At 49.0% G+C, this 24,008-nt stretch carries 17 protein-coding genes; 10 read left to right on the top strand and 7 right to left on the bottom strand.

Features of this window, described 5'->3' with window-relative positions; all coding sequences use genetic code 11:
• Positions 1-5 precede the first annotated feature (5 nt).
• Positions 6-1,094 carry an efflux RND transporter periplasmic adaptor subunit gene (locus CWB99_RS14795; protein WP_138549683.1) on the top strand — a complete coding sequence of 363 codons (1,089 nt, stop codon included), beginning with the start codon at positions 6-8 and terminating at the stop codon, positions 1,092-1,094.
• A gap of 186 nt (positions 1,095-1,280) precedes the next feature.
• The gene (locus CWB99_RS14790; RefSeq protein WP_138549682.1) at positions 1,281-2,198 is read left to right on the top strand and encodes a glycoside hydrolase family 16 protein; all 918 of its coding nucleotides are present in this window, start codon (positions 1,281-1,283) and stop codon (positions 2,196-2,198) included.
• 24 nt (positions 2,199-2,222) lie between these two features.
• On the opposite strand, the gene CWB99_RS14785 is transcribed toward CWB99_RS14790, so the two are convergent.
• A complete protein-coding gene (locus CWB99_RS14785) occupies positions 2,223-3,854 on the bottom strand; it encodes a winged helix-turn-helix domain-containing protein (RefSeq protein WP_138549681.1) in 1,632 nt (543 codons plus the stop codon).
• 409 nt (positions 3,855-4,263) lie between these two features.
• Here CWB99_RS14785 and CWB99_RS14780 point away from each other — a divergent pair, with 409 nt between their 5' ends.
• The 4 genes from CWB99_RS14780 to CWB99_RS14765 all read left to right on the top strand — a co-directional run bounded on the left by CWB99_RS14780 (position 4,264) and on the right by CWB99_RS14765 (position 11,375).
• Positions 4,264-6,225, top strand: coding sequence for an FAD-dependent L-amino acid oxidase (locus CWB99_RS14780; RefSeq protein ID WP_138549680.1), 1,962 nt, complete (start codon positions 4,264-4,266; stop codon positions 6,223-6,225).
• A gap of 78 nt (positions 6,226-6,303) precedes the next feature.
• On the top strand, positions 6,304-8,094 hold the full coding sequence (locus CWB99_RS14775) for an alpha-keto acid decarboxylase family protein (RefSeq protein WP_138549679.1): 1,791 nt from the start codon (positions 6,304-6,306) through the stop codon (positions 8,092-8,094).
• A gap of 244 nt (positions 8,095-8,338) precedes the next feature.
• A complete protein-coding gene (locus CWB99_RS14770; protein ID WP_138549678.1) occupies positions 8,339-11,032 on the top strand; it encodes a hybrid sensor histidine kinase/response regulator in 2,694 nt (897 codons plus the stop codon).
• On the top strand, positions 11,022-11,375 hold the full coding sequence (locus CWB99_RS14765; protein ID WP_138549677.1) for an Hpt domain-containing protein: 354 nt from the start codon (positions 11,022-11,024) through the stop codon (positions 11,373-11,375). The genes CWB99_RS14770 and CWB99_RS14765 overlap by 11 nt, the downstream gene beginning before the upstream one ends.
• Before the next feature lie 30 nt (positions 11,376-11,405).
• Here CWB99_RS14765 and CWB99_RS14760 read toward each other — a convergent pair whose 3' ends face one another.
• Both CWB99_RS14760 and CWB99_RS14755 read right to left on the bottom strand, forming a co-directional pair.
• Positions 11,406-12,725 carry a response regulator gene (locus CWB99_RS14760; RefSeq protein ID WP_249331936.1) on the bottom strand — a complete coding sequence of 440 codons (1,320 nt, stop codon included), beginning with the start codon at positions 12,723-12,725 and terminating at the stop codon, positions 11,406-11,408.
• A 115-nt stretch (positions 12,726-12,840) separates the two neighbouring features.
• Positions 12,841-14,214 (bottom strand): MATE family efflux transporter, encoded by a 1,374-nt coding sequence (locus tag CWB99_RS14755; RefSeq protein ID WP_138549676.1) that lies wholly within the window; start codon positions 14,212-14,214, stop codon positions 12,841-12,843.
• 205 nt (positions 14,215-14,419) lie between these two features.
• Here CWB99_RS14755 and CWB99_RS14750 point away from each other — a divergent pair, with 205 nt between their 5' ends.
• Positions 14,420-15,118, top strand: coding sequence for a hypothetical protein (locus CWB99_RS14750; RefSeq protein ID WP_138549675.1), 699 nt, complete (start codon positions 14,420-14,422; stop codon positions 15,116-15,118).
• Here the strand turns inward: CWB99_RS14750 and CWB99_RS14745 are convergent.
• From CWB99_RS14745 to CWB99_RS24080, 4 genes are all read right to left on the bottom strand, one after another.
• Positions 15,102-15,587, bottom strand: a complete 486-nt coding sequence (locus CWB99_RS14745; protein ID WP_249331934.1) for a proteasome subunit alpha — start codon at positions 15,585-15,587, stop codon at positions 15,102-15,104. The genes CWB99_RS14750 and CWB99_RS14745 overlap by 17 nt on opposite strands.
• A gap of 304 nt (positions 15,588-15,891) precedes the next feature.
• Positions 15,892-16,359, bottom strand: a complete 468-nt coding sequence (locus CWB99_RS14740; RefSeq protein ID WP_138549673.1) for a winged helix-turn-helix domain-containing protein — start codon at positions 16,357-16,359, stop codon at positions 15,892-15,894.
• Positions 16,360-16,500: 141 nt separating this feature from the next.
• The gene (locus CWB99_RS14735) at positions 16,501-17,406 is read right to left on the bottom strand and encodes a DMT family transporter (RefSeq protein ID WP_138549672.1); all 906 of its coding nucleotides are present in this window, start codon (positions 17,404-17,406) and stop codon (positions 16,501-16,503) included.
• Positions 17,407-17,546: 140 nt separating this feature from the next.
• Positions 17,547-17,705 carry a hypothetical protein gene (locus CWB99_RS24080; RefSeq protein WP_171045355.1) on the bottom strand — a complete coding sequence of 53 codons (159 nt, stop codon included), beginning with the start codon at positions 17,703-17,705 and terminating at the stop codon, positions 17,547-17,549.
• Positions 17,706-18,037: 332 nt separating this feature from the next.
• On the opposite strand from CWB99_RS24080, the gene CWB99_RS14730 reads away from it, so the two are divergent.
• The 3 genes from CWB99_RS14730 to CWB99_RS14720 are packed head-to-tail and all read left to right on the top strand — an operon-like array spanning position 18,038 to position 23,867.
• Positions 18,038-19,192, top strand: coding sequence for an acyl-CoA dehydrogenase family protein (locus CWB99_RS14730; protein WP_138549671.1), 1,155 nt, complete (start codon positions 18,038-18,040; stop codon positions 19,190-19,192).
• Positions 19,193-19,194: 2 nt separating this feature from the next.
• Positions 19,195-21,222: a DUF6041 domain-containing protein gene (locus CWB99_RS14725; protein ID WP_138549670.1), complete on the top strand. Its 2,028-nt coding sequence runs from the start codon at positions 19,195-19,197 to the stop codon at positions 21,220-21,222.
• The gene (locus CWB99_RS14720) at positions 21,219-23,867 is read left to right on the top strand and encodes a PEP/pyruvate-binding domain-containing protein (protein ID WP_138549669.1); all 2,649 of its coding nucleotides are present in this window, start codon (positions 21,219-21,221) and stop codon (positions 23,865-23,867) included. The genes CWB99_RS14725 and CWB99_RS14720 overlap by 4 nt, the downstream gene beginning before the upstream one ends.
• Positions 23,868-24,008 lie beyond the last annotated feature (141 nt).

Below are 24,008 nucleotides of genomic sequence, written 5' to 3'. Positions count from 1 at the left end.
CCCTTATGTTTGCAAATCAATTTAAGTGCGCACTGGTCACCCTTATTGTCGCCAGTGCAGCAACCTTCAGCCAGCCGGCTGATGCAGCACAACCCGTCGCTGTGGAACCTGTCTCTCAGGGTCAACTCACCAGTGAACTGGCGGTAAATGGTACCTTACATGGCAAACGCGATATGGTGATCACCGCAGGGGTAACAGGCAGATTGCACTATGTTGCCGAGCCTGGCCTTGAAGTTGCTGAGGGCGATGTACTCGTGCGCATAGATACGCTGCCTCTGGAACTTGAAAAAGCGCGCCAGCAAGAAATGCTCCAGCGTGCTCGAATCAATTTGCGCTTTCAGCAACAGGAACTGGCACGCCTCAAAGAACTGGCCAAAACCAGTAGTGCGGCGGCCAGTCAGGTGGACAAGGTTCAAAATGCACACGACCTGGTGCGCTCTGACATTGCACTGGCACAGGTTGAGCTCAGAGTGATAGAAGACAAACTCGACCGAGCCACTGTTAAAGCCCCGTTTGCAGGGACGGTTAGCAAACGCTACCACCGTGCAGGTCGCGATGTGAGCCGGGCTGATGAATTACTTAATCTGGTGGATATACATCAGCTCGAAGCCCGCCTTTATGTGCCGGTCAAGTACCTCCGTTATCTGAGTGTTGGGCAGACGCTTCCCGTCAGCGCAGGCAACCTGGATGCCCCGCAGACCACATCTGCGCGTATCAGTGCCGTGATCCCAGCAACCGACCCTCGTTCCCAGACCTTTGAAGTGCGTGCCATGCTAGAGCAACAACATATCCCAGCTAACAAGCACCACTGGGCCGTCGGACAACTTGTCGATGTCAAAGTACCACTCGCCGCCAGTGAGCAAGCATTATTGGTAAATCGCGATGCCCTGATCCTGCGTAAGCAGGGAGTTCATGTAGTCAAAATTGAAGACAATAACACCGCCACTCAGGTGCCTGTGACGGTTGGTAAAGGTCAGGGCAAACTGGTGGCTATTGCACCTAAACCCGACCACCAGTTGCTGGCAGGAGATAGAGTCGCGGTACGCGGCGCTGAGCGATTGACCAATGGCCAGGAAGTCGACGTGCAAAATTAAAAAGCTTACTAGCCCAATGAGCCTGCTTAAGGAAGAGCTAAGGCTCATTTTTTATAATCAATTCATTAAAATCAACAATTTAATATTTTTTAATAAGCCAGATCGGTCAATTTAAGCATTTTTAACTGGTTTATTTTCTCCCTGCAGTCAACGCTGTTCCTGTCCAATAACAATAAGGAATACGCGATGAAAAACCCTGTCTTTTTTTCTATGGCCACCTTAGGTGCCAGTATGTTAATCGCCTGTACCAGTCAACCGCTGGGCGCGCAACCTACCCAGATCATGTTTGATGACTTCAGTTATACACGCTTTGCTGAGGCACAAAAGCATGGCTGGCAGCTTCGCTCTGACATCGGCCACCCGGGGATCAAAAACGCCATCTGGTGGCACGAAGGTGTGAGCTTTCATGTCGACCCACACAACCCAGACAATCGGGTCATGCGCTTAACATCTAAAACGGATGGTAGCGCAGCAAATACCCGTCATGTACAAGTGTGCCACCAGCGGAAATATCTGGAAGGCACCTATGCTGCCCGGGTGTATTTTACTGACAAGCCACAGTACGGGCCCGATGGAGATGGTGTGATCCAGACTTTTTATGCTATCAGTCCTTTGGCCGCACCTATGGATAAAAACTACAGTGAAATGGACTTTGAATACTTGCCCAATGGTGGCTGGGGTACCGACAGACACGCCCTGTTTGCTACCTCCTGGGAAACCTTTCAGCTTACGCCCTGGACCAAAGTGAATGCATACGATTACGACATATCTCCACTGGAGGGGTGGAATACGCTGGTTCTGCAAGTGGGTAATGAGACCTTAAAATACTATATCAACGGTAAGTTGTATGCTGAACATGGTAGCGATGTTTATCCGGAAGTCGCAATGTCGATTAACTTTAATCAGTGGTTTGACCCGAATAAAATCATTAACTCCAGCGAGATGCGTCAGTACTATCAAGATGTTGACTGGGTCTATTTTGTTAAAGACAGCATTGTTGCGGTCAATGAAGTCAGCAAACAGGTTCAACAATTACGAAGCCAGAATATCACACAAAAAGACACCGTAGCCCCGTCTGAGTATGAAAACTATTGCAGCCTGTGAGCACGTTATCTGAGGCATAAGCTATCAATTAACTGTGTATATAGGCGCCCGGGCAAACCAGGCTTCAACCCGCTCGATCAACACAGGGTCATCGGCATCACGTGCCAATGCTCTGGCACGTGATGCCAGCCGATGCGCCTGCTCAACCTGCTGTGACTGACGTAGCAGATCAGCCTGGGCCAGCCAAATCCAGATTTGATTGGGGATGGCATTACTCGCCTTTGCCACCTGATGCGCCTGTTCAAACAGCCGTGCAGCCTCTTTCTGTTCTCCCTGCTCAGTTGCAATTCGAGCTAACTCTATGAGTGCATTAGTCTGACCATAGATAGCATCGAAACGCTGATGGTAGCCTAACGCCGAATGCAGCAAGCGAGACGCCTCGCTATATCGGCCCTGAATACGCTTGATCTTACCGAGCTCTTCAAGTGCATACGCGATAAACAACTGGTCTGCAATATCCGTGGCCTGCTCGTGAGCGGTTGCAATGTATTGCTGCGCACGTTCAAGCTCTTGGGCACGCTCGTCTGCCTGTGGCCAGTTTACCAACAAATAACCGGTCATCAGATTGGCTCGCATACGTTCACGGCGTGTGACTGGATCGGTGCCTTTTTCAACGATATTTTGCCGTAACAACGCCAGAGCCGCCGAAACGTCTCCCTGATTTGCCAGACTTGCTGCAAGGTAACGCCTGACGGTTAAAGGGTCATCAGTATGATTGAGCGCAGAGCGCAACAAAGCAATCGCCTCCTGGTAGTTGCGCGACAGATATAACTGCACCCCTCTGGCGAATGCCTCATTGCTAAAATCCAGATTTCGCTGCGTATGTAGTGTCTGTGTGTGTTCACCATAACGAGCCGTCAATCGTGTTATCAGGGTCTGATAAGCAAGCTCCGGGCTGGCAGCAAACACCACTCCCTGCTCTTCACTGTGCATGAAATGCAAGGTATATTGCAATTGCATGTCTTGCGGAAAGCCACTCAGGCGTGTTTCGACCAGTAAATCAGCGCCCAGTCGTTCCAGTAGTTGCAGAACGTCTTGTCGCCGCGATAGTCTGATCTGTACCGTATCGTCAGAATACCAGGGACTATGAGATATAGTGGTCAGTACATGCTCCGCTGTAACAACAGGCAACGCAGACTCTTGCCGGGTATGCTCACTCAGGTATGTCAGCCCTGTGAGGGGGACCGCAACATGAACATCGTCAAGTATCGCGTTATCGACGGGCAAAAATGCCACGGTAGGGTAACGTTCAGGTGATAAATCCGCTTCCCGCCATTGACTCAGCAGTACCCCGGCCATCGTCAATACCAAGACACTCAATAACCCCGTGACAGAGTATTTTTGAGCTTGTTTTGAAATACTTATCGGCACAGGTTGTAAGGTCAGCTGATAACCAATACGTGGATGTGTTTTAATGGCGTCTGCCCCGAGGATCTCCCGCAGCTCGCGAACAGACTGCACCAGTACCTGCTCCTGAACAACAACACCTCGCCACACCGTATCCAGCAGCAGTGTCTTGGTCACAACCTCACCGGAATATTGGATCAGTACCTGCAAGACCGCCAGCGTCTTGGCTCTGATATCTTGTGGCCCGTCTAGGGTCGTGGCAGTGCCTTTCACCAGGTCTACCTCGACATTGTTGAGCAGATAACGCATAGATCCATCTCTCAGATTCACTGTACACACACCGTGCAGGCCGGTGCTCCCGCCATGAGTGTGCAATATTTCCTCGCCTGGCTCAAGTCCCTGAAAAACAGACTTACGACAGAAGACGAGGTTAAAGAATAAATTTAACCTCTAATGATTCAATGATATAGCGTATTTAATGTGATTTATTGAATACAAACCGCATAAAAATTAACTCTTGTGCTACATTTGATATGGGTTGTGTCTTTTTGGTGTCTGCATTGTAATAAGGCTGGAATATTTTTCGCCCGCCTCATGCTTTCACCCCTACTCAGTGAAAGGCAAATAAAACAAGTCCGCACAATTGAACAGAAGTCGTCGTACAGATTGTTGCCGTCGTTTGTGACAAAAACGGTAAATAACAAACTAAGGAACTACTATGACGCATTATTCTTTTGGCAATGAAATCGATGATAAAAGCCTCCCAAAACACCTTGAGGTCGCCATTGTCGGTGCTGGTATGGCTGGGCTATACAGTGCGTGGCGCCTGCAAAATGAGTCTGACTGTAAGAAACTTGCTATCTTTGAGCGTTCCAATCGTACCGGCGGCCGGCTTGACTCCGATTTAATTCAATTCAAAAATCAGCACAGTAATACCCCTCCCACCATCACGGTAAAAGAAGAGCAAGGGGGTATGCGCTTTTTATTTGATGGTATGGACGATTTAATGGCGCTATTTCTGAATCTGGACCTACAGGATCAGATAGTTCCTTTTCCGATGAACAGTGGCGGTGACAATCGTCTGTTTTTCCGCGGCAAGAGCTTCAGTGTGAATACCGCGGCACAAGACAATTACAAGATTTGGTCAGAACTCTACAACCTGGCTCCGTCTGAGCAAGGGGTTAACCCAAAAGACATTGTCAATGTTGTGTTCAATCGGATTTTACAAGCCAATCCACAATTTAAGGCACGTCCCGAAGTCAGAGGCCCAGAGTTCTGGCAAGCATTCCGCCTGGAATGTCAGTGGCAAGGAAAAACCCTCAATGAGTGGACCTTGTGGGATCTGTACACTGCGATGGGCTATTCTCAGGAATGTATTAACATGCTGTACCGGGTACTTGGCTTTAATGGTACCTTTTTGTCCCAAATGAATGCAGGGGTGGCCTATCAGTTATTGGAGGATTTCCCGGCTGGTGTCCAATTCAAAACGTTCAAAGACGGATTCAGCACCCTACCGAATGCGCTTGTAGATAAAGTCGGCACTGACAACATTCACCTGCAAACCAGTATTGAGGAAATTTCTTATCTCGAGGCAGACAACCGCTATGAACTACATTATCTGCACACCGACGACAGCGGACGCAGCCACAAGGGCAAAGTAACGGCCGACAAAGTTATTTTAGCACTCCCTCGCCTGGCACTGGAAAAACTGTTTGTTCGCTCAAATGCGTTTAACACCCTGGATAAGGAACGGTCTGAACACCTATGGAACACCCTGCAAACCACCTCGAATCAGCCTCTGCTCAAGATTAACCTCTATTACGACAATGCCTGGTGGGGACGCGGCACCACAGGACGTCCGGCGGTTGAATTTGGTCCGAATTTTGCGGATCTGCCCACCGGCTCTGTTTACCCCTTTTATGCAGTCAACGAGGAGCTGGTCGCAGCTCTGATGTATCAGGAGCGCAAGACCGACCCAAGTGAAAGTACGCAGGCAAAGTTGGAACATATTAGCAACGAAAAGTACGAGCGCCCTGCGGCTCTGACTATCTATTGCGACTATCTGAACATTAACTTCTGGAGTGCGCTGCAAAACATTGGCGAAACCTATCATCACCCACACCAGGACAAATATGTTACCGATATCCCGGGTGATATCTACCCGGCCTCAACCGCAGTGGTCGAGCAAGCGACCCGCTTTTTCAAAGATATTTTCAACACACACTATGTGCCAGAGCCAATTCTGACCAGCGCCCGAATTTGGCAAGGTGGTGTCCGCTTTGATGTGCCGCCCAGCCAGCAGTTTGGATTCGGTGTGCACCAATGGGCAGTCGGTGCTGATGATAAAAAAGTAATGGAAGAACTGGCAGAGCCGTTACCGAATCTGTTTACCTGTGGTGAAGCTTTCTCTGACTACCAGGGGTGGGTAGAAGGCGCATTGCGCTCAACCGATCTGGCGCTCAACAAAGGGTTTGGGCTACAACCACTGAGCGAGGTCTATGAGCAGACAACGCACATCAGTTCGTCAGAAGCCATAAAAGTTGCCTATGAAGAAAATGCCTCCAAGCTGATCAACCAGTATATTGAACCCAATTTCTCAACGAGCAGCGCCCCTGTGGAAAAACACTCGGAAGTTGAAAACGTTCTGGGTGTTAATCTCAGTTACTTTGATCTTAAGTAACTCAGCTCCGGGCACCAACCCCGGTGCCTTACCTTCCAACGGCGGGGAAACCCGCCCAGCTTGTTCAGGAGAAAATTGATGACTCAAGCTACCCCAACCTTTAGTGTTGCCGATTATTTTAAAGCGCGACTGGAAGAAATTGGTGTTGAACAAATGTTTGGTGTTGCAGGTAACTACACCGCGGCTCTGCTGGACACCATACTGGCTGATCAGCATTCCCCTATAACAATTAGCGGTAATGCCAATGAAATTTGCGCCGGTTTTGCTGCGGATGCCTATGCCCGACTCAAAGGCCCAAGCGCCCTGTACGTCACTTACAGTGTTGGTGCATTCAGCCTGCTCAATACCATTGCCGGTTCTTTCGTTGAACAAGTGCCGGTGATCCTGATAAATGGCGCACCCACCAACAAAGAAGATCAAATCTCAAAAAATGCCGGACTACTATACTCACACACCACAGGGTATGAGTTTGTCGACATTCACATGTTTCGACCGATCACAGTTGCCGCTGAGCGTATTGTGAATGCGAATCAAGCGCCTCACCAAATTGATTCGGCACTGGCAGCCTTATTGACGGAACGTCGTCCTGTGTACTTTGAGGTGAGTGAAGATGTCTGGCGAGCAGAGTGCACTAAACCGGCCCAGTCTCTGAAGCTTAACAATCCCGCCAGCGTCACGGTCAGTGAAGCGCAGCAGGCAGCCAAAGCAACCGTCGAGCTGATGCTCAGTCAGCCCAAAAGTATCTTCTGGGCTGGCGTCGAGCTGCAGCGTTTTGGACTGCAGGATACCTTTTTAGAATTACTCGAGGTCATCAACCGTAACCACACGGTGCCAGAAGGGCATATTCATTTTGTCACCTCCGCACTGAGTAAGTCGGTGATTGCCGAGACCCACCCTTGGTTTGAAGGCTGTGTCACCTTGACGCCAGCAGAAGTTGAGTCGCTGGTTGGGGACGATGGTGTTTTGGTAGGAGTTGGCGCCTGGACGACAGGCAAAGACACTGGCAATCAGGACATTCGCAGCAGCCATACCGTGCTCGCCGCTCAGGGTGGTGTATACGTCGGTGCAACCTATTATGCGTCGGCCACATTAGCGGATTATCTGCAATGTCTGATCTGTGAGTTTACTGCTCTGGCACAGCAGCAAAGCGCTAACTTTAAAGGCTTGCGTATGCACAAGCCTGTGCTAAAAAACCAATCTGCTGAGTCACAGCTTGGCTACGACAGCTTTTTTGCCACCCTAAGTCAGTGGCTAGATGAAGATGATGTCCTGGCAGTGGATGCCGGGTTTCCACTGATCGGCGCACAAAGCGTTAAAATACCGACGCAGGATGGCTTTGTCGCTCAGGCGGCGTGGTTATCCATAGGTTATTCGGTGCCTGCTGGTACTGGTATTAAGTGTGCTTTCCCAGATAAACGGGCTATCGTGGTAGTAGGTGATGGCGCCTTTCATGAAACCTGTCAGGCCGTTGCGGACCAACATGCTTATGGGCAAAACACGGTGGTATTTGTGTTAGCGAACGGCATCTATGGCATAGAGCAATATCTGGTTAATCCAAACCCTTTCAGAACGCCTCCCGTCGACTATCAGGACAAGTTGCTCGACAAGGTCTATAGCTACAACGACCTGCCCTCCTGGAAAATCGCCAATATTACCCAGGCATTTGGCGGTGAAGGTCGCCTGGTCTCTACAGTGAGTGAGTTAATGGCGGTCATGGAAGAGATCAGAACCAACCCTGGTAGTAACTACGTGGTTGAAGTGACCATACCAAAAGAAGACACACCTCACTCCATCACCATAGAAGCGAACACCGCTGTTGGTGAAGATGAAATCGCCAATCCACACTGGCCACCGGCCAATAAATTCTGATCTTTATCAGCTATGTCAGCCTCCGTTAGTGAGGCTGACTGCACAATGGATGAATTTGATGGCTCTGCCGATAATCCCCAGAGAGGGGCTTCAGGTATCCTGCTCACTCACTTTCCAAAACTGAACCAGAGACAGGCTGTGCCCCGTAACCTGCTCACCTTGTGCAATTACCTGAGTAAATTTTTCCACAATACTCATAATTTGAACAATACTAATATTAGGCAAAATCAGGCAGGGAAATGACATGGATATCCACTTACTGGATCTTCCACTACTGACCGTAAATGACCAGTGGCAGGTACTGGATTGCAATCAGGCAGCGGACGCTTTGCTTAACCTGACTGGCAAAACCGACAAACATCGCAACTTTTTTGACTATTGTCAGCTCACTGACACAGACGAACAAAACAGTACATTTTTGAGTCAGGCATCTGGGAGTTCAGCACAAGCGCTATTAGCCTGTGGCACACGGCTCAGTTTGGTGATCAGTGGCAACCTGACCTGCGAAACTTGTTTAGTACTCAATCCGATTAGCCACCCACACCAGTCATATCTGAATGAACTGGCTGAATTAGCGCTGCAATGCGGTAGCATTGGAGTGTGGCAGGTCAGCGCTGACTTGAAACAGCCCTACTTTTCGCGCACTTTCTGTGAACTCCTTCACTGCCACTCTTTATCCAGTTGGCAGGAGTTCATCAATCTGATTTACGAAGACGACAGACCACTGGCACTGAGCTTCATTGAAGAACACATTCAGTCAAACGTACGGCTGAAATTTGAATTCAGAGTCATGCTCGATTCGGTGCCTCACTGGTTTGAGCTCAGCGGCGACCAGCGCCGCAACAGTGACACCCAGCTGAGTTTGTTTGGTATTTTGCGTGAGTGCACACAAGAAAAACAAATGCTGATCCACCTCAATAACGCCCATGAAAGTCGCCGTATCGCACTGGAAGCGGGCAAAGTCGGTACCTGGCGAGTCAGCAGGCAAAATACCCGTTGGCACTGGGACTGGGACCCTCAGACCAGCGCGATATTTGATCTGGCTGCCCAGGATACCGGCAGTTATGAAAAGTGGCTTGAGCGAATTCACCCCCAGGACAGAGAAAGAGTATCAAATGGACTAAAAGAAGCCCTTGAAACAGGGGAAGATTTCGAACATGTATTTCGAGCCGTACTGCCCAATCAAGATGAATTACATATCTTTGCTAAAGGGGTTGTCACAGATGACGGTTATGGTAATCATTGTCGCCTTGACGGTGTATGTGTAGATCAGTCGGAGGTTTATCGCGCTTATTCGAAACTATACCAACTGAATGCAGAATTAGAAACACGAGTGAAGAGCCGTACCTCCGATCTGAAATGTGCCGTCACTAAAGCAGAGCAAGCCAGCCGTGCCAAATCCGATTTTCTCGCCATGATCAGTCATGAACTGAGAACACCAATGAACGCCATCATAGGGTCGCTCGAACTACTTTCGTTACAAAAGCACAACCCGGAAGAGATGGAGCTGCTTGAAACCGCTTCTGTCTCTGCTAAAAATCTGGTTGATATACTTAATGATATTCTGGATATCAATAAGATTGAAGCCGGTAAACTGGAGCTGGAGTTCAGAGAATTCGATATTTCAAAAACGCTACATAATGTGCTTCTGACTTTTGCGTCTAACGCGGAGAAACGCCGTGTAAACCTGAAAGTCATCGAGTCTGAGCAACTTCCGACTATGCTCTATTGTGACGAAAACCGTATTCGTCAGGTACTGTTCAATCTGTTAAGTAACGCCATTAAATTCAGTGGTCCTCCAGCTAAAGCCAGTGGCAACGTGATAATCGAAGTCGACTGGCAAGTACAAAGTCACAGCCAGGGAGAACTCAGTATACTGGTGAAAGACAATGGGATAGGCATTGACGAAAAGACACAGAAAAAACTCTTTCATCCATTCACCCAGGCAGACAAGTCTACCACTCGGGTGTACGGTGGAACGGGTCTGGGGCTTGCCATTTCAAGGAAAATTGTTGACCTGATGGGGGGACGTATCGGACTGAAAAGCAAACTGGGCCGCGGCAGCATTTTCCGCGTATGTATTCCGTTACACAGATTCTCACATCAGGCTGCGCCGTCTTTATTCCAACATGTTTATGTCATTCCGGCCCACAGTGCACAGGCTCAGCCACATTTGCTGTCAGTACTTAATACACTCACCGATGAACTGCACCTGACAGAGCTGGAGGAGCTGGCTTCCCCTTCTGGTTCAGGCATTTTGGTGTGCTGTTGTGTACAATCAGAGCAGGATTTGGCACGTTTGAACGAGTTCAAAGAGATACTTACCGAGTATAAGGTACTTATATGTCATCAAACAGGTGTGACTGAGAAGCTCAGAACAATACTCCCAGATGCAGCCCCGCTAAATATTGGCCTGGCAACGCGTTATGGCATTACCAGGCAAGTTATGCACTTACTGACTCACCCCGCAGACAAATCGGCCAACTCAGATAATACCGAGGAAAACCCTTTGGGTGAAAGCCAGACAAAACCAGAGGAAGTACAGGCCAATATCTCAGGTTTACGCCCTGGCATTTTATTGGTCGAAGATAATACCTTTAATCAGAACCTGATGGTTAAACAGCTCGCAAAACTGGGATACACCTGTACGCTGGCAGAAAATGGCGAACAAGGATATGAAAGCTGGCAGCGGGATGAATACAAACTCATACTCACCGATTGTCACATGCCCGTTGTGGATGGCTACGAAATGGCCAAGCGCATCCGCCAGACTGAAAAGCAGTTGGCGCGCAAGGCCATTCCGATAGTGGCAGTCACTGGGGCCGCGGTAAAAAATGAACTGGAAAACTGCCATCTGTATGGCATTAACGACTGTATAGGCAAGCCTGTTCAGCTCGAACGCTTCAAATCAGTGATAGAGAAATGGTATGGCAAGTGATCACTCCCAACTGGCAAGGCTGAATGCACAAACCCTTGTTGACTTAATTGGCGAAGACATGGACACCATTGCCCGATTTCAGCGAGATTTTGTGACTCAGGCAGAATCCAGCTGTAAACTTTTTTTAAGCGCGTACAGCAATGCGGCTTATGCTGAGCTGAAAGAGCATGCACACTTTTTAAAAACATCAGCGCGGGCCATTGGTGCTGAGCGTTGCAGTGAGTATCTGGCTGAGTTAGAAGACGCTGCATTGTCTGGCGACCGTCGGGATTGCCGCTCTGTGCTAATTAACATAGCACAGGAGATCAAAGCACTTAACGCGCTAATCAACCACGGCGAATAATCGCTATCTCACTTGCTCCTGGAATTTTGCTCAAACACACTCAGTGCCCAACAACTTGTTTACGGCGTCCAAAATACTGCGCTTAGTAGAAGGCTTAACAATATAGCCCCCAAGCCCCAGGGTAGCCCATTTTCGGATGAGATCTTTATTTCGATTGCTGGTAAGGGCGACAATGGGAATTCCGCGACAATGCTCAATGGCACGTACATTTTTAGTGGTATTGTAACCGTCCAGACCCGGCATAAAAAGGTCCATAAATATCATATCGTAGCGGTGCTTGCGCAGCTCCTTGATAGCAGCCAGCCCGTTTTCCATACCGTCTACAGAAAACCCCTGTTCCCGCAGTATCCCTGAAATCATCTCACGATAGATTTCATTGTCCTCAACTATCATTATCCGTTTGTCTCTGGCCAAAACTGGCTCAGGAACATCGTTGCTGTCAAAGGCGTGCGTCGACTCATCACTATGCGCGTGATCAGTATGCGACTCTTCATGAGCGTGAAAGTCAGCGTGCTGGGTTGGCGCATCATGTTCGCGTACATCGTGCTCGGGCTCATCATGATGTACCTCTTCCTTGTGTTCACCTGCGTGTTCAAGTACGGAGGTAAAAGCAGACGCCTGTGAGTTACTGAACAGATCGGCCAATTCATTCAGGGTAAAATGGCTGTCATTGAGTTGTTTGGTGATCTGTTGAATATCTTTCACCAATTGCTGCTGCAATTTATCCAGTAAAGGTAAAACATGCTTTTCTTTAAGTTGTTGTAATAACTGCGCGTTTACTTCATCTTCTTCCTGAGCTTCACTCAGTGACTCTCTGACTTGTTGGAAAGATTGCTCAGTGTTAACCCGGTAGCTGGCAGCCTGATCAATCAGCTGTTTTAGCCCGTTATCGATACGCCCAAAATGCTCTTCTTTTAGCTCGGTGATTTGCTGGGTATCCTCGGCCTGCTGCAAGATATTATGCAAGATCATCCTGAGCCGATAATTTTCATACATGGGCTTAAAAACAAAATAATCGTTAAAGATGCCTTTGATACAGCAACGAAAAGCAACTCCGGATTCTTTGTTTTCACATAACAAGATACTCTTGTGGGGATAGCCCAGCAACCCACGCTGCGCAAGTGAATTATAGGTCTCTATGCTCGCCTTAACATGCAACATAGCAAAAATCAGCACGGGGGGTTTTCCCTCGCGGATCACCTTGTGTGCATCCCGGGCTCCCTCTTGTGTTCTAAAGGCAGTAACCTGAGAACTGATCACTTTACATACGCCCACCATTTCATGTGCGTCATCACAGATCATCAATACCTTCGGATGTCGTTCTCCGTAATCCACTTCACCTTTATGCATACCTTTCTCCTGCGCCTTAGGTGGTAATCAACTCACTGACTCCCCCTTAAGAATAGCGCAAGCGCACGTTTTTGTAGCAACACCACCATCACTTTTCAGAGTTAGTCCACCCTGTTTAGCTGCGAACAGGAGAGGGTATTGGCGCTTCACTGCTATGCACCAGCTTTTTATTCATCTCACGGCGCAGCAACACATAACTGATCATTGCCTGACAATAGACAGTGGCAACAGAAAACCCCCAGATCTGCTCGATTTCAAAGTCACTTTGTCCCGCTAACCAGATAACAGGAACTGCAAACAATACTACCCGGCTGGCCGTGCTGTATAAGGCAGGCCAGGTATTCCCCAATGCCTGAAACATGCCAGAAGCAGCGAATGTAAAACCTGCAGGTACAAAATTCAGGCAAACATACCCCAAAAACGTTGCCGCAACCAAAATGACGTGTGGCTCATCGCTAAAAGGCGCAAAAAACCAGCTGGAATTTACCAGACATACCAGGGTCAGCAAGGTCATCAATATACAGGTCAGTAAATTCGTATATCGGTAGGTTTCGTGCACCCTGTCGTATCTCCCCGCAGCATAGTTCTGAGCCGCAATTGCAGGCGCAACAAACGCGACCGCCATCACAGGCAGAAAAAGCACTTGCATGATCCTGATCCCTAACCCAAATCCAGCCTGAGCACTTGCGGCAAACTGGCTGAGCGCCCAGTAAATTATCGACATGTACATAAACGTAAGTAAAAACTCTCCACCTGATGGCAAGCCCAGGTTAATCACTTTCAGCATAACTTTGCGTTCAGGTACCAACGCCTTTGTGGGCATGGTCAGATAATCCACTTTGCGAACAAAATACCAAACCGTCATCACCATAGCGCATATTGCGGACAAAGAACTGGCAAGACCAGCCCCTGACACACCAAGCGCAATTCCACTCCCCCATCCAGAGATCAAAACAGGTGACAGAATAATATTCAGGACCACTGCCAGAACAGAAATCAACATGACAGGTTTGACAACACCCGCTCCACGCAGCGCTGCGGCCATGACAGTCAGCCCAAACTGCAACACTAATGCAGGCAGAAACCAGTAAAAGTACTCCACCGCAGCTTGGCGAGTCATGGGATCAGGCGCCATAAATTCGAAAAAAAGATGACCAAACGCATAACCCAGTACAACCAGCAAGACGGAGCAAATCGCGGCAATCAGCATACTTTGATGAAATAGTATGTTGGCCTGCACGCGATCTTTCCTGCCAACAGCATGGGCAACCAAAGTGCCACAACCAATATTTAGCACCTGAGTGAGCGCCATCACAAAAAAGAACACACTACCCGCATTACTAACCCCCGCAAGCGCATACGCTCCCAGTGCTCCGACAAAATACAGGTCGACCAGAAAATACAAGGTCTGAATAAACATCCCAACCGCCATTGGGGCAGCCATAGTAATAAGGTGAGTGAGGATTTTTCCCCGAGTAAGGTCCTTCATTAATAATTGTCCTGAATGAATAATTTCTCTATTGTACCTTTTATCCTTAACACGTCATGGAGTATTTTCTCGAGGAAGGAGACCTTGAGCCTGGATCAGATTTTATCTCTGTGACTGGATACGTGTACGTGCCAATGGGTATAATGCGTACAAAGGCTGAACAAATGTGGCAGATGTCACAGCCTTCTGCTTCGGGTAAACGGATATGGTTACAAAGAAAACGAACACTCAGACTGCGCCGGATACCACGCAGGCAGTCACAGATATGATCCAGGCGATACACAGTCATAGCCTGACACGCATATTAACCTGTTTTGAACAAGCAACACCGACAGAGCGCTCTGCACAGCTCAGACATTGCTTTGAAGCAGCCAGTAATCACGCGGCAAATTACGAACATTATCAAAATATCACTGCCCACTGCGTCACGCATCATGGCTTGCCACCGGGTGTCATTGCGGGGATCAATAATAGCGAACGGTTGGACTTTTTTATGCCAGCACTGCAGGCCGCCAATGCGTTTAATGTCACCAACCATCAGGGTAATACATTTTTACACTGTCTGTTTGCCAACCCGCAAAACCCGCTTCCTCCATTTAACTACATTCGTTCCTTGTTGTTGTTTGAACGTAACGAGTCACTGGCCGACGCGCTCGTTGTACGTAATCATCAGGGGTTAAGCGCGCTGGAAGTGTATCTGGGTTTTAACCCGCATTATTGTGAACTTCCCCAACATGAACTTGCGGCCTGGCTTGCCTTGTGTGAAGCACAAAGAAAGCTGTCCGGTGTAAACATGGATAATCTTGAGAAAGTAATGTCGCAACTGAGTGTCACACCCCGGCACAGTGAACGCCTCACTCTGGTCGCCAGCTATTACCAGGTGCCCGTCAGTTCACTCTCATAGCGGCATCTTCGTACAGCGGTGTGCACAGCCAAAGCGCCCTTTCGTCGTGCCTGTAGGTCATAACAGAGCCACCACTGGATTTGTCCCGCAGGCATGCATACTCAACGGCCTCAAATGCAGAACGACCGAAATCCATCGCAGCAATGGCCCAGTTCGCGCCACTGCCAATGGCCCAGTTTAGCGACAGCGGTTCTAAAAAGCGTCGGCCATGACGAATTTCACCAAAGAAAACACTGCCTCCGTCATCCACAAAAAAGAATGAACAAGTAATGTCACCAAATTGATTGTCACGCCACTGCTTTATCAGGTGATGGATCTCGGCACAGTTACCCGAAGCAAACACATATCCGTCTTCAACACGTTGGCATTTACGCGTTGCCCAGGACACAATAGTCTGGTTGGTCGAGGTCAGGCTATCTGTACAGATAGTTCTGGAGTTGTGATGGTAGGCAATAGTAGTCAAAAGCACTCCTTGGTGATGATCCCTTCTGTTGCAAGTTAACCCAAATTAATTGGAAATATCGGACCATTTTGACCTGAAATTCACAATAAAGGGTTTACCTTGCGCTTCGAACACCAGTATACGGAGTAAAAATTAATATAAAGTTAACAACGCTGTCAACAAACCTCCCTTGAGGTAAGACCAATAAAGAGTCTGAAAATCGACATCAAGGGAAGTATGTCGTGCTGGTCATCAGGATGTCAGGGAGGTGCAAGTCACGCTGGCAGAAGTCCGTACTTTTCCGTACGATAGCCGTGGTTTTCCACCGCTTTTACACTACCAAGGCAACAACACCTGCACCAATGACCAAAGCCGCCAGTGGCGCTAACCATTTCCAGGGTACACGCTGCAGTGGCTCTTTTTCTTGCCCTGAGCTCTGTTGCTCCGGTGCGGAAACTGACTGCTCAACAGTTTCGCCAGGCTGTGGCAATTCCTCGGCAGGCTCAGCAGGCTGAACAGGCAGTTGCCATTGATAGCCCTTTTTAGAAAAGGTCTTTATTGCGTCATCACCAAACAGCGCACGTAAGTGACCAATATTCTGAAACACAACTTGCTCTGTCACCGTTCTGCCAGGCCAGACATGCTCCAGAATCTCTGCCTTGCTATAAATCTTTTGAGGGTTAGACAAGAACAAGCCCAACAGCGTAGCAGGCTTCTCTTTTATACTGATTTTTCTACCTTGTTTTGACAAAGCCAGGTTTTGGCAGTCAAACTCGAAATCTTGGAATGTTAACTTCATCGTCCTTCAGCTTTATAGTTATAATAATTGTTTAATGATAAGAGCACGCCTTGCACTGACTGCTGATTACGCACTCTCTACCGGTCAGTTCGATAAGCTTAACATGTTCCCAACCTCGGATCAGTAGCCCAATGTAACGATTTATAACAATCGCCTTTTCATTCTGTTTGCCACAGCTGACCAGCCGCTTTCGCCAAACTGGAACACAGCAAGGCTTACCACAATAATGGATGCACCAGCCAATAAAGTCAGCGTGATCTTTTCATTGTTGATCCAGGCCCCCAGTAGCATAGCAAATCCAGGGGTGATCAAGGTCGTTAATGCAACCGTACTCGCTTTGAGTTTTTGTAGTACATGGAAATAAGCGATAAACCCGATCAAAGAGCCAAACACACCTAAGTACACCGTAGCCAGCACAAAGCTTTGCTGCCAGCTCTGCATGTTAAGCTGCCCATCACTCACCCACCACACCAGGCCAAACATTGGTGTCACCAGCAAGAGCGAGCCAAAAGTGGTGGCTAACGGGTGAATAACCAAACGAACACGCTTAACCATCACGCCACAAAGGCTGAAGCAAGTGACTGCGCCAAGCACATAAATCAACCCACGGGGTGCAAGGTCCAGCTCTGTGAGTTGTGACATCACAACCAAATACAAGCCCACTAAAGACAAAGCCAAAGCCAGCCATTTGATTACGCTAAAGCGAGCCTCACGCAACAAGTGCTGAGCAAACAGGCCCGACAGCACTGGGGCAAGACCAAATACCAATGATATCACCCCGGAAGGCACAGTCTGAGCAGCCAGGTAACTGAGCAACATACCACCAAAAATCCCTAAACCTGAGTAGCAATACAAGGTCCAGGCCCGGCGGGATACAGGAACCCGATAACGGCCAATCAGTATGATAAAAAAGCACAGCACTAGCGCAATGGCCATACGCAAAAACACACTTAATGTTGGTGACATACCCGCACTGCTGATGACGATCCCCAGCGGGGTGGTTGACCAAATCATGATAACCAAAATGTAAGATGCCTGGACTGGCATAATAAGCTCCCGAAAGCGGGGCAGTATGAGAGGCTAAAGTAAAGAAACATCACTAACCGCTGATACTGCCGCGGTTAGTAATTGACGTTTACAAACCGCTGACAATACGCCACACACAGGCCGAATTGAGCAGCCAGGTATTATGCATTGTAAGGGCGGTTGAAAAAGTCATGAATTTCTTCTTGTTTTTTATTGAATGTCCGTTTTATCACGCCAGGCTTCAATGTCAATGGCTTATATCCAGAATCCATGAGCATGATGCGCTCTTTGCTGAGCCTGACAGCGACAAACTCATTCATTTTTGCCAGCACGATTGAGAAGGCTTCTACCCAATTCGGGCGTACACATCATGATAAAAAAATACAAAGTTAATAATAATTTAACAATAAAAATCCAAAACCTGTTCACTCCCTGTCATAAAAAAGCCACAATAGGAAATAGAAAAGCCCTTTAAAAACATATTATTGAATCAATTACCATAAAATAGTGTAGAGAATGTGAATCACAAAAATAAAACCCAAATAAAACATTTAAAAAACACAGGTTAACAGGATTGACAGGCACGTTAACAAGTCTCCATAATAGCAATTAATGCAAAAGCAGTATTTCAACCAACTCAAAGTGCAATATTATGGATTTTCAACTTTCCGACTATCAGACCGAGTTATACGATTCCGCGCTTCGCTTTGCTTCTGAAGTGTTGAACAAGGATGCACACCAGCGTCAACGAGATCATCACTTTTCCCCGGAGCTTTGGCGCCAGGCTGCTCAGTTTGGCTTTACCGGACTGGCTGTGGAAGAAGCCTATGGCGGTGCTAACCTAGGGGCACTCAACACCATGTTAATGGTAGAAGCCCTGGGCAAAGGCAGCCAGGATCTGGGCTTGTCATTCTCTTTATGTGCGCACCTGTTCGCCTGCGTGATGCCGGTTACACGGTTTGCGAGCGAAGCGCTCAAACGAGATTTTCTGGAGCCTTTAGTCGCTGGCAAATTGATTGCTGCCAACGCGGCAACTGAGCCGGGCGCAGGATCAGATATCTATAGCATGAAGACAACAGCCAGCAAAGAAGCGGGTGGTTATCGTCTTAATGGCCAGAAAACTTACATCACCAATGCACCGGTCGCGGATGTGTTCGTCGCCTACGCACGGACCAACCCGAACCATGGGTTTATGGGCGTTTCAGCTTTCATCGTTGCAAAAGACACTCCAGGTCTGTCAACCGGCGCGAGCCAATCCAAGGATTGCCTGGCCAGCTGCCCAATGGGCGACGTGTTTTTTGACAATGTATTTGTTCCCGAGTCACAACGTATTGGGTTTGAGGGCGCCGGTGGGGCCATTTTCCATGACTCAATGATTTGGGAAAAAGGCTGTCTGTTTGCCCTGTTTGTTGGTGCTCTGGACCGGCTGCTTGAAAACACGCTGGCCTACGCGCAGGAGCGTAAGCAGTTTGGCAAGAAAATAGGACATTTCCAATCAGTATCAAACCGTATTATCGAGATAAAATTGCGCCTGGAACAGTGCCGCCTGATGCTATATCGCGCAGGCTGGAAATACGATCAGGGACAGGATGCTGAAATTGACATTGCGATGAGCAAGCTGCTGATTTCAGAGTACGCAGTACAGTCCGCTTTGGATGCCATTGCCACTTTTGGTGGCGCAGCAATCGATGCTGACATGGGGATTGTACAGGTTCTGCTGGATACCTTGCCTAGCCGCATTTTCTCAGGCACCAACGATATTCAACGTGAAATCATTGCCCGAAAACTTGGCTTAAGAGGAGCCTGAATATGCTAGTTCAACGGATCTTTGCTGTACTTTATATGCTGGCCGGGTTGGCCAAAGCATTTCCACAGTTAGAAAATGTGCCTGATATTCTGCGCCAGGCTGCCGCTGCTAATCAGGGTACCTGGTATAGTGGGCTCAGTGAACTATTGGCCAATAGCGGAGAGATTGCGAATATTCTGGTCGCTGTCGCACTATTCGGCTCGGGCCTGGTACTGTGGCTGAATCCACGCTGGACCCGTTTTGTTATTTACGGCCAGCTGGCAATGATGGCGGTGTTTATCACCATTTTGCATCGCTCTCAGCCGCAGGTTATCCCATTAGATGCCATTTTTATTGTCGCAGCGCTCTATATGTTGCGTCAGCAATTCCGTCGCACCGGCGCAAAACGCGTCTTTGCCAGCCAGGATTTTGCCAAGCCAAAGGCGCTGGCGAAATCTCCTGACAAGCCCAAGCTGGCTGAGGAATATGACGTGATCATTATCGGTGGTGGCGTATCGGGACTGACAGCGGCCAGCGAATTCGATACAGAGCGCGTACTGGTACTGGAAAAAAGCCCAACGTTTGGCGGTAATGCACGCTGCAACAGTCACCGCTCGTTGCCCCACCCCATTGCCGGCGTGTGTTTTCAACAACCCGTTGCAGGCTCAGACATGGATCAGTTACTGACCAAACTGGAACTGCAAGATAAATTTAAAACCAACGCACAAGACACATTGGTTTTCTTCAATACGATTCTACTGCTCAAGTGCCTGAATGAGATCACTTTAGGCTTTATAAAATTTCCCAGTTACTTGCTCAAACCTGCGGTATGGGGATTAACGGGCCAATTGTTGCTCAACGCGTTAATTGGTAAACCCTATGTTGTCGCAGCAAAACAACTGGGCGACCCGATATTTGCCGATCTGTACCACTTTCTGGATGGTTTTGCGCCGGGGACCAAGCGCTTTCCTCAGGTGCCCTGGCACGAGCAAAGTGGCTGGAGCAAAGAAGCAATGGCCCAGCTGGACAACATCTCTCTCTACAGTTACCTGTTTGAGCCTGAAAAAACCGCGTCGCTCCCGGACGATTTGCAACCGCCTCGCAACCTGGGCAAGCTGGTTGAAAATGCAGTCACTACCACGCTCAGAGTAGAATGTCTTGATATTCATGAGGTCTCTGCCTATGTCGGTCTGCACTTTTTGGTCGGCTACCTCAGGGGCAATTTAGTGACGCTTCCGGGAGGCAACGGGCATATCAGTGAAGCCTTAGTCGCACACCTTAATCAGCAAACCAATGTCACACTGCAAAGCGACGTTAACCTGGTCAATCTGAACAACGCTGAGGCTGGCGTTCAGTTAACAGCAAAAGTACAGCATCACAATATTTCAGTAAAAGGTAAAAAGCTCATCTGGGCAGCCCCTAAGCACCAGCTTTCACAGTGGCTACCGTCACTGCCTGAAGCCCAGCTTAATGCCATTAAAGAAATCCGCCATGAGGATTACTATCTGGCCAATGCACTGTTATCACGCCCTGTGCTCAGCCACTCTTTTGGTGGCTATATGATTGAACCAGACCGCCCTGAGCAACCCTACGCCTGGTGTAAAGCCGGAACCTGCTTAGTAGCCAACTGGATGGACAGCACTAACCAAAGCGAAGGCGGTGTACTTACCCTGTTAAAACCAACGACACGTCCGGAGCGCCAGGGACGTACCGCAGAGCATGATTTCACAGGCTTGCAACAGCAAACCTATCGGGAAATTTCGCTGATGCTTAATAACTTAGGGATAGATCCACGCATTGTCGAAGACATTCAGATCTGGTATTGGCCCGGGGCACTGATCACCTCGGTCATCGGCCAGCAGGCCAACGGGATATTCCAGCAGGCCTCACAACCATATATCAGCGTTTATTTTGCCAATCAGGACAGTGTTGGAATAGGCAACCTGGAAAGTGCCATTTTTGCAGGTAAACAGGCTTCAGCACAGGTTAAAGACGCATTACTACACACGGATAAAACTGCCATACCGCGCAGCAAGGAGACGGTATCATGAGCCAATCACTCGTCGTCGCCCTCAGTGGCAACGAACAACTGGAACTCGATCATTTGGGTGGCAAAGGACACTCACTGAATCATCTGATCCGTGCGGGCTTGCCCGTACCACCCGCCTTTTGCATTACCGCAGAGGCCTATCAGACCTTTGTTAACACGGCACTGCCAGACGACTTACTTAGCGCATCAGAGCTGGACAAAGTACGTGAAACGATTCTCAGTGCTGATATCCCTGAGCAGTTACGCACAGCTATTGCGTCTGCTTATCAGGGCTTAGGTGATAATGCACAAATCGCTGTGCGCTCTTCCGCACTGGACGAAGACGGTCAAAGCCAGAGCTTTGCGGGTCAATATGAGACGTACCTGCATGTTCAGGGCAGTGACAGCGTGATGGAAAAAGTACGCGCATGCTGGGCCTCATTATGGGCCGAACGGGCCGCAGGGTATCGTAACAGCAGTGCGGCTGATACTGCCATTGCCGTTGTATTGCAAACTATGGTCGATGCCGATGCAGCTGGGGTAATGTTCACTCAGGACCCTCTCAGCGGCGATACCAACAAAGTGGTTATTGACAGCTGTTGGGGTCTGGGCGAAGGCGTCGTATCGGGTCAGGTCAGTACCGACAGCTTTGTTCTGGACAAGGAAAACGGTGCTCTGTTGCAACAGGAAATCCGAGTAAAGCCTCAGTATTGCCAGCGCAATGCTCAGGGTCAGGTCACTTTACTGAATACCCCACCAGCGCAACAACAAACCGCCAGTCTGAATGAAGCGCAACTAGCGCAATTACTGACACTGGCAAAGCAGGCTCAGGCCCTGTATCAGACTGAGTTGGATATCGAGTGGGCACTAAAAGACAACAAAATCTGGCTGCTACAGGCTCGTCCGGTCACCACCCAGGCCAGTAAAGCCGAGCCCATTTACGCCAACCCCTGGGAGCAGGATCAGAGCATTAAAGACGGTGCCTTCTTTTCTCGTATGGATACCGGAGAGATAGTCACCGGACTAATGACGCCGCTTGGTCTGTCATTTTGTGAATTCTATCAAAAGCATATTCATGGTCCTGCTATCAAAACCATGGGCTTGGCAGACATCAGTGACTGGCAAGTTTACATGGGTTATATCCAGGGCCAGGTGTATCTGAATATCTCCGGCTCCGCACACATGTTGCGCCAGTGTCCGCCCACCCGGGACGAGATGAAGTTCACCACCCGCTATGCGACCTCAGACATAGATTTCAGCAACTACCGCAACCCCTATGGTCGTGGCGTTGAAGGCTGGGACTACGCCAAAAGTGCCTGGCACTGGCTAAAACAGCAAGTGCACAATATGCGCAATGCAGGCAAAATTGTTGAGGACATGATTGCCCTGCGAGAAAACGAGACTAAACGGTTTCTGGCACTGGACTTGCCCAGTATGTCACTCAGTGAACTAGATGCAGAGCTGACACGCATCGACCAGTACTTCCTTGAATCCTGTGCGGCCTATATGCCGTTTTTCCTGCAGTCATTTGCTTTATACGATGCTCTGGCGGAAACCTGTGAGGAACATTTTAAAGAGCGCGGTGAAGGGCTGCAAAATCGCATCAAGGCCTCTATGAACAACCTGCGTACGATTGAAGTCACACGTGGGATCCTGGATCTGGTTGAACATGTACAGAAGAACAATGAACTAAAAGCCGTATTTGAGCGCTTTGAAGCCGAAGAGCTGGTTAAAATACTCCCTGCTCACCCGCTTGGACAGCCATTCTGGCAGGGTCCGTTTGAAGCCTTCTTACTTGAATTTGGCGCCCGTGGCCGTCAGGAGTTTGAGCTGAGTATCCCGCGCTGGCGTGACGACCCAAGTTACCTGCTGCAGGTCATGAAAATGTACCTTAAGCACCCGGTTGATCTGGAGAAAAAGCTCAAAGAAACCGAGAGCCTGCGCGAAGCCGACAGCGAGCAGCTGTTTAAAGCCTTGCCAGCCGGGGCACGATTTAAACTCAAAACCATCATTAAATTGTATGGTGTGATGGCAGAGCGCCGCGAAGCAACACGTCCGACGTTTATCACAGAAACCTGGTTCTATCGCTGTATCATTCTGGAGGTGCTGTCACGCCTGGAGCGAGATAACCTGGCTAAAGTTGAAGACTTGCCCTACATCGACTTCAACCGACTACGTGACTATGTCGCCGGACGTATGGGCGCCGCCGAAGCATTCAGCGAGACGCTACTCAATGCCAATCGTCACAGTCATTTATTTAACCTCCATGCCGAAGAGCCTCCAATGGCCATCATTGGGCCTTATACGCCTAAGATGAAAACCACCACGCAGGAGCACAGCGACTCGATGAGCGGCCTGGCAGCCAGCCCCGGCAAGATAGTTGCCAAAGCCCGTGTCATCACCGACCTGCAGACCCAGGCTGGTGAACTGGAGCCGGGAGAAATTCTGGTCGCGCGCTTTACCGATGCCAGCTGGACCCCCTTGTTTGCGCTTGCCAGTGGCGTTGTCACGGACATCGGCTCAACCCTGTCGCATAGCTGCATCGTGGCCCGAGAGTTCGGCATTCCAGCGGTGGTGAATCTGCACAGTGCCACTGCGGCCATCAAAAGTGGCGACACGCTGATCTTAGATGGTGACCAGGGCACAGTGATCATCCAAAGAGAATAGCGAAATCCATAGCGGGTCACTGACCCGCACACCCACATTCAACTTAAAAGTACAACGGCAAGTGGCGTGCTGCCGCCGTTGCGGGTCGCTGCGTGCAATTTTCCAGCGAACCGAGTTATTAACAGGCAGCAGAAGGAATAA

It is taken from the genome of Pseudoalteromonas rubra, from assembly GCF_005887095.1.
In the GTDB taxonomy this organism is placed as follows: domain Bacteria; phylum Pseudomonadota; class Gammaproteobacteria; order Enterobacterales; family Alteromonadaceae; genus Pseudoalteromonas; species Pseudoalteromonas rubra_E.
Note: the sequence above shows the minus strand (reverse complement) of the source record. Positions and strands in the feature narration are given on the sequence as shown.

Excerpts from the sequence above, each read along its gene's own strand:
- CWB99_RS14795 (WP_138549683.1), top strand. The coding sequence starts at position 6 with ATGTTTGCAAATCAATTTAAGTGCGCACTGGTCACCCTTATTGTCGCC.
- CWB99_RS14790 (WP_138549682.1), top strand. The coding sequence starts at position 1,281 with ATGAAAAACCCTGTCTTTTTTTCTATGGCCACCTTAGGTGCCAGTATG.
- CWB99_RS14785 (WP_138549681.1), bottom strand. The coding sequence starts at position 3,854 with ATGCGTTATCTGCTCAACAATGTCGAGGTAGACCTGGTGAAAGGCACT.
- CWB99_RS14780 (WP_138549680.1), top strand. The coding sequence starts at position 4,264 with ATGACGCATTATTCTTTTGGCAATGAAATCGATGATAAAAGCCTCCCA.
- CWB99_RS14775 (WP_138549679.1), top strand. The coding sequence starts at position 6,304 with ATGACTCAAGCTACCCCAACCTTTAGTGTTGCCGATTATTTTAAAGCG.
- CWB99_RS14770 (WP_138549678.1), top strand. The coding sequence starts at position 8,339 with ATGGATATCCACTTACTGGATCTTCCACTACTGACCGTAAATGACCAG.
- CWB99_RS14765 (WP_138549677.1), top strand. The coding sequence starts at position 11,022 with ATGGCAAGTGATCACTCCCAACTGGCAAGGCTGAATGCACAAACCCTT.
- CWB99_RS14760 (WP_249331936.1), bottom strand. The coding sequence starts at position 12,725 with ATGCATAAAGGTGAAGTGGATTACGGAGAACGACATCCGAAGGTATTG.
- CWB99_RS14755 (WP_138549676.1), bottom strand. The coding sequence starts at position 14,214 with ATGAAGGACCTTACTCGGGGAAAAATCCTCACTCACCTTATTACTATG.
- CWB99_RS14750 (WP_138549675.1), top strand. The coding sequence starts at position 14,420 with ATGGTTACAAAGAAAACGAACACTCAGACTGCGCCGGATACCACGCAG.
- CWB99_RS14740 (WP_138549673.1), bottom strand. The coding sequence starts at position 16,359 with ATGAAGTTAACATTCCAAGATTTCGAGTTTGACTGCCAAAACCTGGCT.
- CWB99_RS14735 (WP_138549672.1), bottom strand. The coding sequence starts at position 17,406 with ATGCCAGTCCAGGCATCTTACATTTTGGTTATCATGATTTGGTCAACC.
- CWB99_RS24080 (WP_171045355.1), bottom strand. The coding sequence starts at position 17,705 with ATGAATGAGTTTGTCGCTGTCAGGCTCAGCAAAGAGCGCATCATGCTC.
- CWB99_RS14730 (WP_138549671.1), top strand. The coding sequence starts at position 18,038 with ATGGATTTTCAACTTTCCGACTATCAGACCGAGTTATACGATTCCGCG.
- CWB99_RS14725 (WP_138549670.1), top strand. The coding sequence starts at position 19,195 with ATGCTAGTTCAACGGATCTTTGCTGTACTTTATATGCTGGCCGGGTTG.
- CWB99_RS14720 (WP_138549669.1), top strand. The coding sequence starts at position 21,219 with ATGAGCCAATCACTCGTCGTCGCCCTCAGTGGCAACGAACAACTGGAA.